The organism is Fodinibius salsisoli, assembly GCF_026229185.1.
Classification (GTDB): Bacteria; Bacteroidota; Rhodothermia; order Balneolales; family Balneolaceae; genus Fodinibius; species Fodinibius salsisoli.
Window position 1 is genome coordinate 85,661 of the sequence record NZ_JAGGJA010000002.1, and the last position, 13,793, is coordinate 99,453.

At 46.0% G+C, this 13,793-nt stretch carries 16 protein-coding genes; 1 reads left to right on the forward strand and 15 read right to left on the reverse strand.

The features are described 5' to 3' along the window. Positions 1–2: 2 nt before the first annotated feature. The 14 genes from J6I44_RS03220 to J6I44_RS03280 form a co-directional block, all read right to left on the reverse strand. Positions 3–1,535, reverse strand: a complete 1,533-nt coding sequence (locus J6I44_RS03220; RefSeq protein ID WP_265764521.1) for an alternate F1F0 ATPase, F1 subunit alpha — start codon at positions 1,533–1,535, stop codon at positions 3–5. Positions 1,536–1,540: 5 nt separating this feature from the next. After that, positions 1,541–2,308, reverse strand: a complete 768-nt coding sequence (locus J6I44_RS20780) for a F0F1 ATP synthase subunit delta (protein ID WP_265764523.1) — start codon at positions 2,306–2,308, stop codon at positions 1,541–1,543. Between the two features lies 1 nt (position 2,309). Then, on the reverse strand, positions 2,310–2,579 hold the full coding sequence (locus tag J6I44_RS03230; RefSeq protein ID WP_265764525.1) for a F0F1 ATP synthase subunit C: 270 nt from the start codon (positions 2,577–2,579) through the stop codon (positions 2,310–2,312). Between the two features lie 30 nt (positions 2,580–2,609). After that, a complete protein-coding gene (locus tag J6I44_RS03235; RefSeq protein WP_265764526.1) occupies positions 2,610–3,302 on the reverse strand; it encodes a F0F1 ATP synthase subunit A in 693 nt (230 codons plus the stop codon). Positions 3,303–3,307: 5 nt separating this feature from the next. Then, the gene (locus J6I44_RS03240; protein WP_265764528.1) at positions 3,308–3,595 is read right to left on the reverse strand and encodes an ATP synthase subunit I; all 288 of its coding nucleotides are present in this window, start codon (positions 3,593–3,595) and stop codon (positions 3,308–3,310) included. A gap of 5 nt (positions 3,596–3,600) precedes the next feature. Beyond that, positions 3,601–3,900, reverse strand: a complete 300-nt coding sequence (locus tag J6I44_RS03245) for an AtpZ/AtpI family protein (protein ID WP_265764529.1) — start codon at positions 3,898–3,900, stop codon at positions 3,601–3,603. 13 nt (positions 3,901–3,913) lie between these two features. Further along, a complete protein-coding gene (locus J6I44_RS03250) occupies positions 3,914–4,324 on the reverse strand; it encodes a F0F1 ATP synthase subunit epsilon (protein ID WP_265764530.1) in 411 nt (136 codons plus the stop codon). Then, entirely contained in the window at positions 4,321–5,754 is a 1,434-nt protein-coding gene (gene atpD, locus J6I44_RS03255; RefSeq protein ID WP_265764532.1) for a F0F1 ATP synthase subunit beta, read from the reverse strand. The genes J6I44_RS03250 and atpD overlap by 4 nt, the downstream gene beginning before the upstream one ends. A 9-nt stretch (positions 5,755–5,763) precedes the next feature. Next, on the reverse strand, positions 5,764–8,154 hold the full coding sequence (ppsA, locus tag J6I44_RS03260) for a phosphoenolpyruvate synthase (protein ID WP_265764534.1): 2,391 nt from the start codon (positions 8,152–8,154) through the stop codon (positions 5,764–5,766). A gap of 35 nt (positions 8,155–8,189) precedes the next feature. Further along, positions 8,190–8,945, reverse strand: coding sequence for an SDR family oxidoreductase (locus tag J6I44_RS03265; protein ID WP_265764535.1), 756 nt, complete (start codon positions 8,943–8,945; stop codon positions 8,190–8,192). 23 nt (positions 8,946–8,968) lie between these two features. Further along, positions 8,969–9,172 carry a YgaP family membrane protein gene (locus tag J6I44_RS20785; RefSeq protein WP_350356670.1) on the reverse strand — a complete coding sequence of 68 codons (204 nt, stop codon included), beginning with the start codon at positions 9,170–9,172 and terminating at the stop codon, positions 8,969–8,971. Between the two features lie 99 nt (positions 9,173–9,271). After that, positions 9,272–9,718, reverse strand: a complete 447-nt coding sequence (locus J6I44_RS03270; protein ID WP_265764537.1) for an Hsp20/alpha crystallin family protein — start codon at positions 9,716–9,718, stop codon at positions 9,272–9,274. 317 nt (positions 9,719–10,035) lie between these two features. Continuing rightward, positions 10,036–10,698 (reverse strand): response regulator, encoded by a 663-nt coding sequence (locus J6I44_RS03275; protein WP_265764539.1) that lies wholly within the window; start codon positions 10,696–10,698, stop codon positions 10,036–10,038. Between the two features lie 10 nt (positions 10,699–10,708). Further along, positions 10,709–12,142 carry a PAS domain-containing sensor histidine kinase gene (locus J6I44_RS03280; RefSeq protein ID WP_265764540.1) on the reverse strand — a complete coding sequence of 478 codons (1,434 nt, stop codon included), beginning with the start codon at positions 12,140–12,142 and terminating at the stop codon, positions 10,709–10,711. A 323-nt stretch (positions 12,143–12,465) separates the two neighbouring features. Here J6I44_RS03280 and J6I44_RS03285 point away from each other — a divergent pair, with 323 nt between their 5' ends. Next, positions 12,466–13,014, forward strand: coding sequence for a YciE/YciF ferroxidase family protein (locus tag J6I44_RS03285; protein WP_265764542.1), 549 nt, complete (start codon positions 12,466–12,468; stop codon positions 13,012–13,014). A gap of 67 nt (positions 13,015–13,081) precedes the next feature. Here J6I44_RS03285 and J6I44_RS03290 read toward each other — a convergent pair whose 3' ends face one another. Continuing rightward, a complete protein-coding gene (locus J6I44_RS03290) occupies positions 13,082–13,534 on the reverse strand; it encodes a MamS/MamX family magnetosome protein (protein ID WP_265764543.1) in 453 nt (150 codons plus the stop codon). Positions 13,535–13,793: the final 259 nt, after the last annotated feature.

The window sequence follows — 13,793 nt, forward strand, 5'->3', positions numbered from 1 at the left end:
CCTTACTTTTCCTTTATTGATGCGATGGCTTCTTCAGCAATCTGTAGTAGCTGCCAGCGGCTCTCATCACTGAGTATTGTATTCCAATCAATAGCTTTTTTGAGGTCATCTGCCTGCTCTTTGATCGCTTTTTGTATACTTTCTTTGGCTTGCTCAACCTTTTCCAATGGTGTATCATCCAGCTGCCCAGATGTTACGGCCAACAACAACACAATCTGCTCGTCAATCTGAAGAGGGGCGAACTGGGGTTGTTTTAAAATCTCACGGATCAGCTTTCCGCGTTCCAGAACCATACGCGTCTGTTCGTCAAGACGAGCGCTAAAACGTGAAAAAGCCTCCAGCTCTTCGAATTGAGCATATGCCAGGCGCAGTTTTTTTGTTACGGATCGGTAGGCCGCCCGTTGAGCAGCTCCCCCGACTCTCGAAACCGATTTACCCGGATCAATGGCAGGGAGTATATCCTTTCTAAACAATTCCGGTGACAGATATAGCTGGCCATCCGTAATTGAAATAAGATTTGTGGGTATGAAAGCCGAAATATTTTGTGCCTGTGTTTCGATAATCGGAAGTGCAGTCAGAGAGCCTCCGCCAAATTCAGGCTTTAACCGGGTTGAACGTTCAAGTAATCGTGAATGAATGTAAAAAATATCACCCGGATAGGCCTCCCGTCCCGGTGGACGCCTAAGAAGCAGTGCCAACTCTCGATAGGCCCGGGCATGCCACGTCAGGTCATCATACACAATAAGCACATCGCGGCCTTGCTCCATAAAATATTCTGCCATACTGGTCGCAGCATACGGAGCAATATATTGTAAGCCAACCGGGTCTTCACTGCTTGCCGATACGACTATGGAGTACTCCATAGCCCCATACTCACGTAAATCGGCAATAAGGCGGGCTACAGCCGCCTTCTGCTTACCTATCGCACAGTAGATACAAATCACTTCCTTGTCGTGTTGGTTGATTATGGTATCCACGGCGATGGCCGTTTTACCGGTCTGACGATCACCGAAAATTAGCTCCCGCTGCCCCCGGCCTATTGGGAAAAGAGCGTCCACAATTTTTATACCTGTCTGCAGCGGGGTTTCCACAGGCGCCCGGTGGATGATCGGTGGCGCCGGACGTTCTACCGGCATCCGTTCATCAGTATATAACGCTTTGCTGCTGTCAAGCGGGCGTCCCATAGCATCAACAACACGACCCAACAGTGGCTCGCCGACCGGCACACTTAGAATATTACCGGAGCGATACACCTGGGCCCCGGCCTCAACTTTTTCTTCTTCATCCAGTAGTATAATACCGACTTCCCGGGCATCAAGATTATAAACTATCCCGGGCGTATTCCCGCGCCCCGAAGAAACATATACCAGCTCTTCTGTTCCCACTTCAGGCAATCCATTGGCATGGACAAAGCCCTCGCCCACGGATGTAACGGTCCCAAATTCCCTGAGACGAAGTTTGGGCTTCTCTCCCACTACCTCCTGAAGCAGACCCAGCGATTTGTCAATCAGCTGTAAAAGGGAGTCGTTATTCATTTTGTTCATTGTTTCAGTGATACTTCACTTACGTCAAAAATAGCCTTAAGATGCGATCGCAATTCATCCATATAGGTTTTCATGCTCCATCCCAACTTCCATCCTCCAGATCGTATCTCGATACCAAAACCCAACTCTGGCATGATCTTAAAATTGCAGGTAACCTTCTCCGAAAATACCCTTTGGATGATATCATCAATTTCTCTCCTGCCCTTTTCATCCACAGGAAACGCCGTAATCACTTCAATACTCCCATTGGCCGATACTTGGATTCGTTCTTTTTCTGCAGGATCCATCTTCTTTAACTTTTCGACGCATCTTTCCAATGCTTGCTGTTCCAGCGACTGATTAGCCAGTTCTGTCACGATGGTTTCTGCGATATCAATAATGTTATCTATTGACCGTTTCTCTATCTCTTTAAGAAAGGTCTCCTGCTCTGTTTCCATCTTTCTCAGCCATTTCGCTTGTGTCTGTTCTACTTCGGTACGGGCCGATTCTAACAGCTCCTTCCGATAGGTCTCGGCCTCTTGCCTGGCTTTTTCGGTCCATTCATCCTTCTGTTCTTCAAACTGGTTTAATTTATCCTGGTAGGCTGCTGCTTTTTCTTCTGCTTCCAGAAGTTTAAGACGGGCTTCCTCCAGGCGGGAAGTAATTTCTTCCTCTCTGTTTTTCATGACGTTCAGCACAGGCCCATACAGGAACTTCCGCAAGAGCAGAAGCAGTATCAGGAAATTGATAATCTGGGCCGAAAATGTGAACCAATCGATCTGCACGTTAACCTCCTATTACGAAATCCCAAAAAGGGTTGGCAAAAATGATGATCAATGCTACGACAAAGCAGTATATAGCGGTTGATTCTACCATAGCAAGGCCGACGAACAAGGTGCGCGTAATGGTCGGGGTTTCATCGGGTTGCTGAGCTATGGCCAACAGAGCCTGGGCCAGCGCGCGGCCTTCACCGAGAGCCGGGGCGATGGATCCCAGAGCAATGGTCAACCCTGCAGTGATGATAGATACCATTCCGATGATGCTTATACTGTCCATGGTTGTTATATTAATTTTATGATTATCATATTATGTAATTGAGGCTGAGGTACTACCGTTATGGATGCCTGCGGCCGAAGCGATATAAACCAGGGCCAGGATAGCAAAGACATATGCTTGTATGACCCCAATCAGTAGTCCAAAGGCCTGCATCAGGACCGGAAAAAGGAGTGGACTCAGGCTGAGCAGAATGGCAACAATCAGGCTTCCACTCATGATGTTCCCGAATAGACGTATAGCCAATGCCAGCGTCCGCGAGAATTCACCAATGATGTTAAAGGGCAGCATCAGAGGCGTAGGCTGCAGGTAATAACGAAAATAGTTTCGGGCTCCCCTCGTCATCACCCCAAAAACAGGAACCGCAACAAATACACAAGAAGCCAGGGCCGCTGTGGTCGACAAAGAGGCTGTTGGCGAATATGCCCCGGGGACGACACCTATCACATTTGATATCACGATAAACAGAAAGAGCGTACTGATGAACGGAAAATATTTGTCGGCCTTTTCTTGGGTAGCTTCCTCAATCTGCTGCTTGATAATCACAACAAGAGACTCCAACAAGGCCTGCCAGCGTGACATTTTTCTGCCCGGCGTCAGATCCCGTTTTAATAGCCATGCCCCGGCTACCAACAGAAGCATAATCAGCCATGAAAACAGAAGCGTCGCATTCAGCTTAAAAAAGCCCCACTCCCAATAGATAATTTGGTCGATGTTAATTTCCATGACAGTTATTCATATATGATGTTTGCTGGCTTTCCTATTTTATGGATAATCATCTGCCGGGTAAGCAGAAACGTCAAAAATGCCAGTATTAGGTATGACCAGTGCAATAGCACCAACAGGTAGAAACCAAACAGCACAAGCGAGATACGTATAACAAAGCTGCAAAAGACCAACAGGTAAGGCCGACCTTTGCCAGTTATTTTCTTGACGGTGTACCATAAACCCATAAAGTAGATGGTTCCAAGCAACAACCCTGCAATTAGTGAGATTAGTATATAGTATGATGTATCCATATTCCTTACCCTTCTGATTCTCGTTTTATCCAATACCAGGCATTCATGCAGCCTAAGCAGATGCCGATAACCAACATCATCAATGTCCATGAATACTTGCTTTCATACGTACCATCAATCCATATACCCAGAAGCAGCAGCAGTAGTGTGGGAGTAGCAACGGACCAGCCGACCAGCCCAAACATCCCCAGCCCATGCCAAAGTCCTTTGCGCTTTTCTTTTTGGCTACGAATTTTACGCAAAGATTTTTCCCGGATCTCTTCAGCAAACTCTTCGGGTTTATGTTCCTCATTAGCAGTACTCATCGGCCCCTTACCTTTAACGTCTTTTTTCTAATTCAATAAAATGCAGCAGCAGATCTGCTTCCATACTTTTTAAGGCTATTTCAGCGGCTTTGGCTAAGGCCTCAGTCTTATGAAACTTCTCTCTTACGGCCTGCTCAAGACCTGCGAGAGGCTCTGGGCCCGTTCCTTTAATGGCGTTCAGTACTGATACCAGTACCCGTCCGCCATATTTGACCAATATTCCTTCATTAACGGCCACATAGTTCTTTTTTCCATCTGCCTGGTAAAGCAGAATGCCCGATTTAAGAGCCGATACATAATCAATATGGTTTGGTTTCAGGCAAAATGAGCCCATGGTACCTTCAGCTATAACCTTCTCTACCTCTTGCTCAATTAGGATCTGTTCTGGTTCCATGACCTTCAGTGTCATTGTATTCCTGTTCATGAGTGCACCTCTTTTATCTTTCCAATCATGAATAGATCCTGTTCAGGCGTGTCGTCAAACTCACCGGCCAGTATACGCTCGCACCCCGACAGTATTTCTTCTATCTCAACGATTTTACCCTTTATTCCCGTAAACCGTTCTGTCACCGAAAAAGGCTGCGTCAAAAAACGCTCCAGGCGCCGGGCCCGACTGACAACCTTTTGATCTTCGCGAGACAGCTCCTCCATTCCAAGCATCGATATGATATCTTTTAACTCTTCGAAATGGGCCAGCGTCTCTTTAACTGCCCGGGCAACCCGGTAGTGCCGATCGCCTACAATTTTTCTGGACATCATCTTGGAGCCCGACTTCAGCAGATCAACAGCCGGGTATAACCCCTGGCTGGCTCGCTCCCGAGACAGTACCAGAAAAGAAGACAGGTGCGAGAAGGTGTGTGTGACCGCGGGATCCGTAAAATCATCTGCCGGAACATACACTGCCTGCACAGAAGTAATAGCCCCATTTTTAGTAGAACAGATGCGCTCCTGTAGTTCAGCCAGATCGCTGCCCAAGGTAGGCTGGTACCCCAGCCGGGAGGTCACCTTGCCCATCAGTCCCGACACTTCAGAACCGGCCTGAACAAAGCGAAAAATATTATCAATCAGTAGTAATACATCGCGCCGCCGTGCATCCCGAAAATATTCTGCTATGGTCATTGCGGTCTGTCCCACACGAAAACGCGCCCCCGGGGGTTCATTCATTTGGCCAAACACCATGACCGTATTTTCAAGCACCCCGGCTTCGGTTACCTCACGATAAAGCTCTTCGGCTTCACGACAACGTTCTCCGATCCCGCAAAAAAGGCTCACGCCCTCATGCTTAGTCACCATATTTTGGATCATCTCCATAATGAGTACCGTCTTACCCACCCCGGCGCCACCGAATAACCCAGCCTTGCCACCACGTTCGAGCGGTGAAAGAAGGTCGATTGCCTTTATGCCCGTGGTCAGTACTTCCTGGCTGGTTTCCTGCTCGGCTAATGGCACTCTGGGTTGAAAAATGCTGCGTAAGGCTTCGCTTTCTATCTCTCCTTTACCATCGATAGAGTCTCCGAAGACATTTATAATCCGTCCCTTCAGCCCCACGCCCACCGGTATTTCAAGAGGTTTACCGGTATCGATAACTGTGGTACCTCTCCGGAGTCCCCGGGCTGATGTCAAGGTCAGGGCCCGTACCGTTTGTTGGTCGAGATGAAAGGTTACTTCCGCAATGATAAAGGGAGCGGTAGCAGTCATGAGTTTGGTCCGAATCTCTGGCAACTCCTTATCAAACCGAACGTCAATGATACTCCCTCTGACTGATTGAATCTTGCCCGTATTTTTCTCCTTTAGGCCAACGGCGCCATCATATTGGTGGTCGTTATTATATATTGTTTGATGTACCCCAGTCATTGCATATAACTATATAGTAATCTTTTGTTCTGCCTGTATAATTTTTTCTATCGCGTTGGTTACACTGTCGGGATTCAGCGAAATAGAATCGATCCCACATTCTATGAGAAAAGCGGCATAACTGGGATCATCGCTGGGGGCTTGCCCGCAAAAGCCGACGTTACAACCGACGGAGTGAGCAGTACTGATGATTTCACGCACCGCTTTTTTTACCGCCGGATCGTTTTCATTAAAGAGGTACGACAGCTGGGCTGAATCGCGATCGACCCCCAGTATAAGTTGGGTGAGATCGTTAGACCCAATCGAAAATCCGTCAAAATAATGGGCAAACTCTTTCAATAGAATATAATTGGAGGGTATTTCACACATCATATACACCTGCAGGCCATGCTTCCCCCTTTCTAAGCCGTGCCCTTTCATCTCCTCTTGTACCCACTCTGCTTCTTGTAGCGTACGGCAAAAAGGAATCATAACCACTACATTCTCAAATCCAATTTCTTCCCGCACCTTGCGAAGTGCCCTGCACTCAAGGGCAAATCCATCGCGATAGCCTTCGCTGTAATACCGGCAAGCGCCCCGCCAGCCCAGCATAGGATTTTCTTCGTGCGGTTCAAATCCTTTGCCTCCTATAAGTTCGGCGTATTCGTTCGTTTTAAAATCACTGGTGCGTACAATAACCTTATGTGGATATTGTGAAGCCGCAATTTTGGCAATACCGCTGGCCAGCTTATCTACAAAATATTCTTTAGTCCCGCTATAGCCTTTGGTAAGCTTTCTGATCTTAGCGCTCTCCTCCTCATCGCTGATGCGGTCGGGATGAGCCAGTGCCATGGGATGGATTTGGATATGCTGACTGATAATAAATTCCATCCGGGCCAGCCCTACCCCCCGCGTTGGTAGCTTCCACCATTTAAAAGCTGACTCCGGAGTTGCCAGGTTTAACATGATGTCAGTTTTTGCAGGTCTCAATTTACTTAAATCAACTTCATGGACATTAAAATCGATGAGCCCTTCATATATTTTGCCCTCTTCTCCTTCTGCGCTGGAAAGGGTAATACGCTGATTCTCTTTCAGTACTTTAGTGGCATTTCCGGTTCCCACTACGGCCGGAATACCCAATTCCCGGCTCACGATGGCCGCATGGCAAGTTCGTCCCCCAAAGTCTGTAACGATGCCGGCCACATTTTTCAGTGCAGGCACCCAGTCGGGTTCGGTCATTGCTGTCACAAGAATATGGTTCGGCTTCAGATCGCTTAAATCGGTAGCATCTTGCACGTGCTTTACCACTCCATGCACAATGGTACTGCCGATACTTAGCCCCTTAACCAAAGTTCTTGTTTTAGCTGTTCCCAGACTAAACGTCTTGAAGTGGCCGTTACTACCAGCATGTACGGTTTCGGGGCGGGCCTGTACGATATACAGCTCTCCGGTTTTATCTTCCTTGACCCACTCGATATCCATAGGTTTTTCGTAATGCTGTTCTATTTTTTGGGCCCACCCTGCAAGGCGTAAAATTTCTTCATCGTTCAGAACGAAAATCTGCCGCTCTACCGGGGTTGTAGGTATATTTTGAGTACGGCTATCCGCGTCGGACCTGTAAATCATTTTGAGTTTCTTGCTGCCCTTGACTTTCTCGATGATCGGATGCTTATTGGGGTCACCAATAAATGGTTTAAAAACGTAAAACTGATCGGGATTTACCGTGCCCTGCACGATATTTTCGCCCAATCCCCATGATCCGTTGATAAGTACGACGTCCGGAAAACCCGATTCGGTATCAATCGTAAATATCACTCCCGAGCAAGCATTATCGGCCCGCACCATCTTTTGCACTCCAATAGAAAGGGCGACCTTCATATGATTGAATTCTTTTTCCTCGCGATAGGATATGGCCCGATCGGTAAAAAGAGAAGCAAGACATTTCTTACACGCACCTAACAGCTCATCTTCGCTCCTGATATTCAAAAAGGTCTCCTGAAGTCCCGCGAAACTGGCCTGAGGCAGGTCCTCGGCCGTAGCACTACTTCGTACCGCTACATCTACATTGTAGGTGTCGTACTGAACGGATAATTCTGAATAGGCAGTCCTTATACTTTCCGCCAGAGAAGTGGGAAATATTCCTTTTTTTACCTTCTGACGTATACTACGGCCACATTCTTCCAAAGAGACATCTCCCCTGGCATACCGTCGTAACTGCTCAGTGATCGGTTGCTCCAGCTGATTGTCTCTTATAAACTTCCAATAAGCCTTGCTGGTGGTAGCAAAACCGTCTGGTACATTAATACCCAACGGCTTCAAATGCCTGAGCATCTCCCCAAGTGAAGCATTCTTGCCCCCTACTTCACCTATGTCTTTAAGATCAACCTCTTTAAACCAACGAATATATTTATCTTGATTCATTTTTATGCTCTTGTGTCATCTTGGTTAAACCATTACTATTGAGCCATATACCCTCCGTCAACGGCTAACGTCTGTCCTGTTACAAAAGAAGCCTTTTCTGAGCAGAGCCATACTACAGCCTCGGCCACCTCTTCCGGCCGGCCCATTCTTCCCATAGGGTGTTGGGCAACCAGGTTTTGGCGTTCTTCGGTTTCTTCTCCAACAAAACGATCTATCATCGGAGTCTGTATGGCGCCGGGGCAGATAGCATTAACACGTATTCCCTGACCCGCATATTCCAAAGCTGCCGTTTTTGTCAAGCCATTGATGCCGTGTTTACTGGATACATAAGCCGGTATGCCCGGGAACCCTATCAACCCGGCTATTGATGAAATATTGACGATAGCACCTCCTCCCCCTTTTAGCATTTCGGCAATCTCATATTTCATACACAACCATGTTCCCTGCAGGTTAATGTCAATGACCTTGCTCCAGTTGTCCGAAGTGCATTCGCTTGTGATGCCCTGCTCTCCCTCTATTCCAGCATTATTACAGGCAAAATCCAGCTGACCAAACCGGTCAACGGTTTCCGCAACCATTCTTTTTATTTGCTGCTCTGAAGAAATATCAGCCTTTAGATCCAGCACTTCTGCTCCCGCCTCTCTAACAAGTTCTGCTGTATCGCGTAATTTTTGCTTATCAACATCACTGATCACTAGCTGGGCCCCCTCTCGGGCAAAAGCGATAGCCGTAGCCCGGCCTATGCCCGAAGCAGCACCTGTGACAAGCGCAATTTTATCATTCATCATCATTTCTCTCAATTACGATTTACCTTTTACCTTTCTTTAACTCTGTGAAATCCATGATAGGACGATATTCCCAGTAGTGAATAGATAGGGCAATACTCAATAGTACCTGTGATTAAAGGAATAAGGCCTACTGTTCCCCACCAGTTCTGATAATACACGCCTAAAACAAGAATAAAAGTACCCAGCATCAGCCGGATTATTCGATCAATATTTCCGATATTTGTTTCCATTTTCTCATCAGTATTTGTGTAGTAAAACTGCGTAATAAAATAGAACCAATCGGTCAAAACTGATTCTATAAAAGTGATTTTATAGCTTCTTGATATTGGTTAATCGATGGCAACGGTTTTGGGTTTACTGGTTTCCGCTTTGGGCACATTGACGGTTAAAACGCCATCTTTGAAGCTGGCTTTAATTTTATCGTCTTTTACCGCAGACGGAAGAGTAAAGGAGCGTACAAACTTGCCGACATACCGTTCCTTGCGGATATAATCTTCGTCTTTCTTTTCTTCCTCACTCTTGCGCTCGCCACTAATGACCAACCGTTTGTCCTGAAAGCTCACTTCCACATCTTCTTTAGGAACACCCGGCAGATCTACCGTAATGGAATAAGCATCATCGGTTTCACTCATATCGGTTTCGGGGGCCCAAAGTGCTAACTTCCTGCCATCTCCCGGTTTTCTTGAAAAGGGGGTCATATCATCAAAAAAACGATCCATTTCTCGTCGTATGGTTTCCATCGGTGTCAAACCCGAATATCTTTCAACTGCTTTCATAATGTTACTCCTTAAATTCAAATTACATGATTCAAAATTAACTGTACGTCCAGACTAAAGGTGGACTACATATTTTGTACAGTTAAAAGAAAAACAAATTAGCCTTTATGGGGTGCAGTATGATCCTTAGCACTATTGTAGGAGAAGGGCGATGACTATTGCTAAGGGATTTCCCTACAGGGGGGATGGGGAGGGGCCGAACTATTGATGGGCGGCGTCAATAATGGCACATATCATTTAAGCTCCGAAAGCTTGGTTTGTCGCCCAAACCATTGGCCTTCGGAAGCCGTGGATTGAATAAAACGGAATTAATGGAGTTATTTCCCTTCGCCTTCTACCCATTTTACGGCATGCATCATCAGTTCGGTAGCGTTCTCCAGGTTAAGCTTGGTTTTGATCCGGGCGCGGTACGATTCCACCGTTTTTACGGAGAGGTGGAGTTTTTCGGCAATTTCACGCGTCTTGTTTCCTTTGCCTGTAAGTTCAAAGACCTCCAATTCCCGGTCACTTAACTGGTCCATCGGCGATTTATAAATGTCTCTCTGTCCCTGGGCCATGCCCAACAGCAGCTTCTCACTGACGGTATCGCTCACATAAATTCTACCATTAAGAATCTTTCGGACGGCTTTGATCAGGACTTCCCCGGCCTCCTGTTTCATCACATACCCTTTAGCACCAGCCCTGATAACCCGTTCCGCATAGAGCGTTTCTTCGTGGCGAGAGACCACCAAAATTTTTAAGTCCGGATCGCGGGTAATCAGATGTTTTATTAGTTCCAATCCGCTCATCCCGTCCAGTGAAATATCAACGATGGCCAAATCGGGAGACAGTTCCGTATACTTTTGGATGACTTCTTCCGCTCGTTCTAATTGAGCGACCACCTCCAGGCCATACTCTGCATCCAAGGTCGTAACCAACCCTTTGCGCATCATAGGATGATCATCTACCACAATAACCCTCTGCCTGTTGATCTTACTCATAACCATTTTATTAGATTTTGGTTACTATTTCTAAATTCGTCAATGGGATAGTACACACTACTTGTGCCCCTCCTTCGGCGGCCTCAGCAAAATCCATGTTGCCCCCCAGGGTATGAGCCCGGTATTGCATGGTTCTCATCCCCATACCCTTTATTTCATTCATTTTATTCCCATCGAGAAATCCCGAACCATTGTCTTCTATGATTAGCCGCAAATATTGCTCTTTTACATGCAAACGAACAATAATGATGCTGGGCTTGCCATGTCTATGGGCATTACTGATTGCCTCCTGGACAATCCTGTAAAGATGCAGGATCACTCTTTTTGTTTTTGGCTCAAGATTATTGTCACATTCGAACCTACATCGAATATCCGAGAATTTTTCGAATCGTTTACAAAGCTGTGCGAGGGCGGCCCCTAACCCCTCATTTTCGAGCTCAATGTGTGCCAACCCGTGGGCAAGCTTACGAGCACGCTCATCCGTCTCTCGGATCATATCAGCTATTTCCATTACCTCATCGGCGACCGGCAGGCCATTGGCTTTTAGTTTACGGGCCAGGTTCCGGGTAATAAGACTTATACCGGAAAGCATTTGTCCAAAATCATCGTGCAGTTCCTGGCCTATGCGTCGGCGTTCGTCTTCGGCAATCTCCAGTACTTCATTTTCTAACTTCCTCCGCTCGCTGATATCTTTGATCATGCCCGTAAAAATTATTTCATTGTCGAACTTTGTCTCGCTTACGGCCAAATCGATGGGAAATATAGTCCCATCTTTCTTTTTACCCCGTACTTCTCTTCCAAGACCGATAATTTTGCGTTCTCCCGTCTCTAAATAGTTAGATATATACTGATCGTGATTCTCTTGGTAAGGGGCCGGCATTAAGACACTTACATTTTTCCCAATCACTTCTGAAGCATGGTATTGAAACATTTCTTCTGCCGCCTTGTTAAAGCTCTTGATAATCCCTCTTTTGCTAATAGTAATAATGCCTTCTACGGTTGTCTCCAGGATAGCTTCTATACGCGCTCTGCTCTGGGCCAAGTCAAATTCTGCCTTTTTCTGTAAACTTATATCACTTATGGTGCCCAATATAACCGGTTCCTCCTTGCTGTTTTTGATTAAAACCTTCTTTACTTCTATCCAGATCCGGGAGCCATCATGACGTACCCCTTCTGTTTCAAATGATAAGTTTGAGGTATCTCCCAAAACCTTGAGTTCCTCCCTAAATTCAGACTGTCCCCGATTGGCATAGAGCATCCATGTAGGTTGACCTACGATCTCTGAAGCTGAATATCCAAAAACTTTTTCGCCCCCCTCATTCCAATAGGTGATCGTTCCGTCCAGATCAATAAGCGTAACTAACGTGGGCAGACTGTCCAGAATGGTTGAAAGATCTTCTTCCGGAACAGAACTTATCAAAGAATCATCATTATGTGAACTCATGTCGGCCCCTTCATATTATTAAAAAGCCAAATAAATCTATGTGTTATTGATTTCAAACCCTATAAAATATGCCGTGTTTTTTTATTTAGTGGAATCCCCCACACACGCTTCCTCTTTTCCCTTATCCATTGTATGGCTTTTCTCTTCTTTCAAAGCACAAAAGCTATGTCAATACTATAAATGACTTTACCTGCTGTAGTTTACAAACAGGATACATATAAACAAAAAAAGAATCTATGCCGTCAAACCTTTTTACGGCTTAACATGTATTCTTCTGCAGCATAATAAAAAACAACAACTGTGTTGCTTTAAAAACCGTATTTATGATGAAAGAACAAGATATTTTGGATCTATACGACCTCATGCTTGAGCAAATTCGTGATTTATATGATGGCGAACGCCAGCAGCTTACTTTTCTGCCTAAAGCAAGCGAACGGGCTGCATCCTGGGAGCTCGATGAGATCATTCAGCTGCACCAGAAGGAAACCAAACGACAGTTAGGACGCTTGGAACACATATTTGACATCCTCGATGAAGAGCCCACCGGGGAACAGTGTGACGGCATAAAGGGCCTGGTTAAAGAAGCCCTTAAGTTAGCTGACCGTTGTAAGAATCCTGAGGTTTGCGATGCGGGGCTTATCGCCTCTATCCAACATATTAATCATTATGAGATTGCTGGCTATGGCACGGCCATTTCTTATGCCAAGGCCCATGATCGCCATGAAATAGCCGAACCTCTCCTCGATACGCTCCGAGAAGAAAAAAGAGCCGATATGGGACTTAGTGATCTCGCCGAACAACATATCAACCCGGATGCAAAATGGATTTCCATCGTTAAAAAAGTTGAAGACAGAAAAGAAGAGAGCCTGTAGAAGGCTGATGCCTACCATACAATAGCTGATTTCTTAGCGTAAAAAGAGCCTTTTATAGATTCCGCACTTATTTAATGGGGGTCCATCCATACCAATATGGATTTCCATCGCTATCTCTTAACCCCAGCCTCATGCTATCGCGCTGAATCTGGGCCGCTACCATAACCTGTTGCTTATGGTAATCGGTACGAGATCCTTTTACTGTGATTTTTTCACCGGCCTTGGGCAGCTTTCTCTGCCGGTTGATGTACCAGGCCGGTCCCAAGTGTACCGGCAAAGTCTCATCCGGTGTCTGTACTATAAGATACACTCCCTGCTCTTCGTCACTTCTTTCATTCGAATGCTCCACCGATAAAACCTTACCCTCAATCTCTTGATAGGTTTCCGGATTGAATGGCCGCCTGTATGTTCTGGCATATTTCAGGCTTTTCACAATAGCATAGGCAATGCCTCCGACCGATAATAAAGCCATGCCGGCACCCCAAAGCTTCAAACGGTTGATAACTTCTCGTGTATTCATAGATATGATTTTCTTGTGTTCCATTAATACTCTGATTGACTGTTAACCTAATAGCTACAAAGGCCTGGATATTATGCTATTCTTTCGTATTAATACCCGGTTAAATAATGACCATAATAAAGACTACCTCTTGAAGCCCCTGCCCTGAATGTATTGTAGTTCGATGATACCGATAGCGTGTAGGGCAATATCTTACAGGTTTTTTAAAGTAGATATGTGCGGGTTACCCCCACATACTAATTCTGCTTTCCACCTGCTC

What these genes read in the sequence shown, in the direction of transcription:
- ppsA (WP_265764534.1), bottom strand. Translation starts at nt 8,154, where the DNA reads ATGAATCAAGATAAATATATTCGTTGGTTTAAAGAGGTTGATCTTAAA.
- J6I44_RS03270 (WP_265764537.1), bottom strand. Translation starts at nt 9,718, where the DNA reads ATGAAAGCAGTTGAAAGATATTCGGGTTTGACACCGATGGAAACCATA.
- J6I44_RS03235 (WP_265764526.1), bottom strand. Translation starts at nt 3,302, where the DNA reads ATGGAAATTAACATCGACCAAATTATCTATTGGGAGTGGGGCTTTTTT.
- J6I44_RS03245 (WP_265764529.1), bottom strand. Translation starts at nt 3,900, where the DNA reads ATGAGTACTGCTAATGAGGAACATAAACCCGAAGAGTTTGCTGAAGAG.
- J6I44_RS03230 (WP_265764525.1), bottom strand. Translation starts at nt 2,579, where the DNA reads ATGGACAGTATAAGCATCATCGGAATGGTATCTATCATCACTGCAGGG.
- atpD (WP_265764532.1), bottom strand. Translation starts at nt 5,754, where the DNA reads ATGACTGGGGTACATCAAACAATATATAATAACGACCACCAATATGAT.
- J6I44_RS03240 (WP_265764528.1), bottom strand. Translation starts at nt 3,595, where the DNA reads ATGGATACATCATACTATATACTAATCTCACTAATTGCAGGGTTGTTG.
- J6I44_RS03280 (WP_265764540.1), bottom strand. Translation starts at nt 12,142, where the DNA reads ATGAGTTCACATAATGATGATTCTTTGATAAGTTCTGTTCCGGAAGAA.
- J6I44_RS03220 (WP_265764521.1), bottom strand. Translation starts at nt 1,535, where the DNA reads ATGAATAACGACTCCCTTTTACAGCTGATTGACAAATCGCTGGGTCTG.
- J6I44_RS03250 (WP_265764530.1), bottom strand. Translation starts at nt 4,324, where the DNA reads ATGAACAGGAATACAATGACACTGAAGGTCATGGAACCAGAACAGATC.
- J6I44_RS20785 (WP_350356670.1), bottom strand. Translation starts at nt 9,172, where the DNA reads ATGGAAACAAATATCGGAAATATTGATCGAATAATCCGGCTGATGCTG.
- J6I44_RS03290 (WP_265764543.1), bottom strand. Translation starts at nt 13,534, where the DNA reads ATGAATACACGAGAAGTTATCAACCGTTTGAAGCTTTGGGGTGCCGGC.
- J6I44_RS03285 (WP_265764542.1), top strand. Translation starts at nt 12,466, where the DNA reads ATGATGAAAGAACAAGATATTTTGGATCTATACGACCTCATGCTTGAG.
- J6I44_RS03265 (WP_265764535.1), bottom strand. Translation starts at nt 8,945, where the DNA reads ATGATGATGAATGATAAAATTGCGCTTGTCACAGGTGCTGCTTCGGGC.
- J6I44_RS03275 (WP_265764539.1), bottom strand. Translation starts at nt 10,698, where the DNA reads ATGAGTAAGATCAACAGGCAGAGGGTTATTGTGGTAGATGATCATCCT.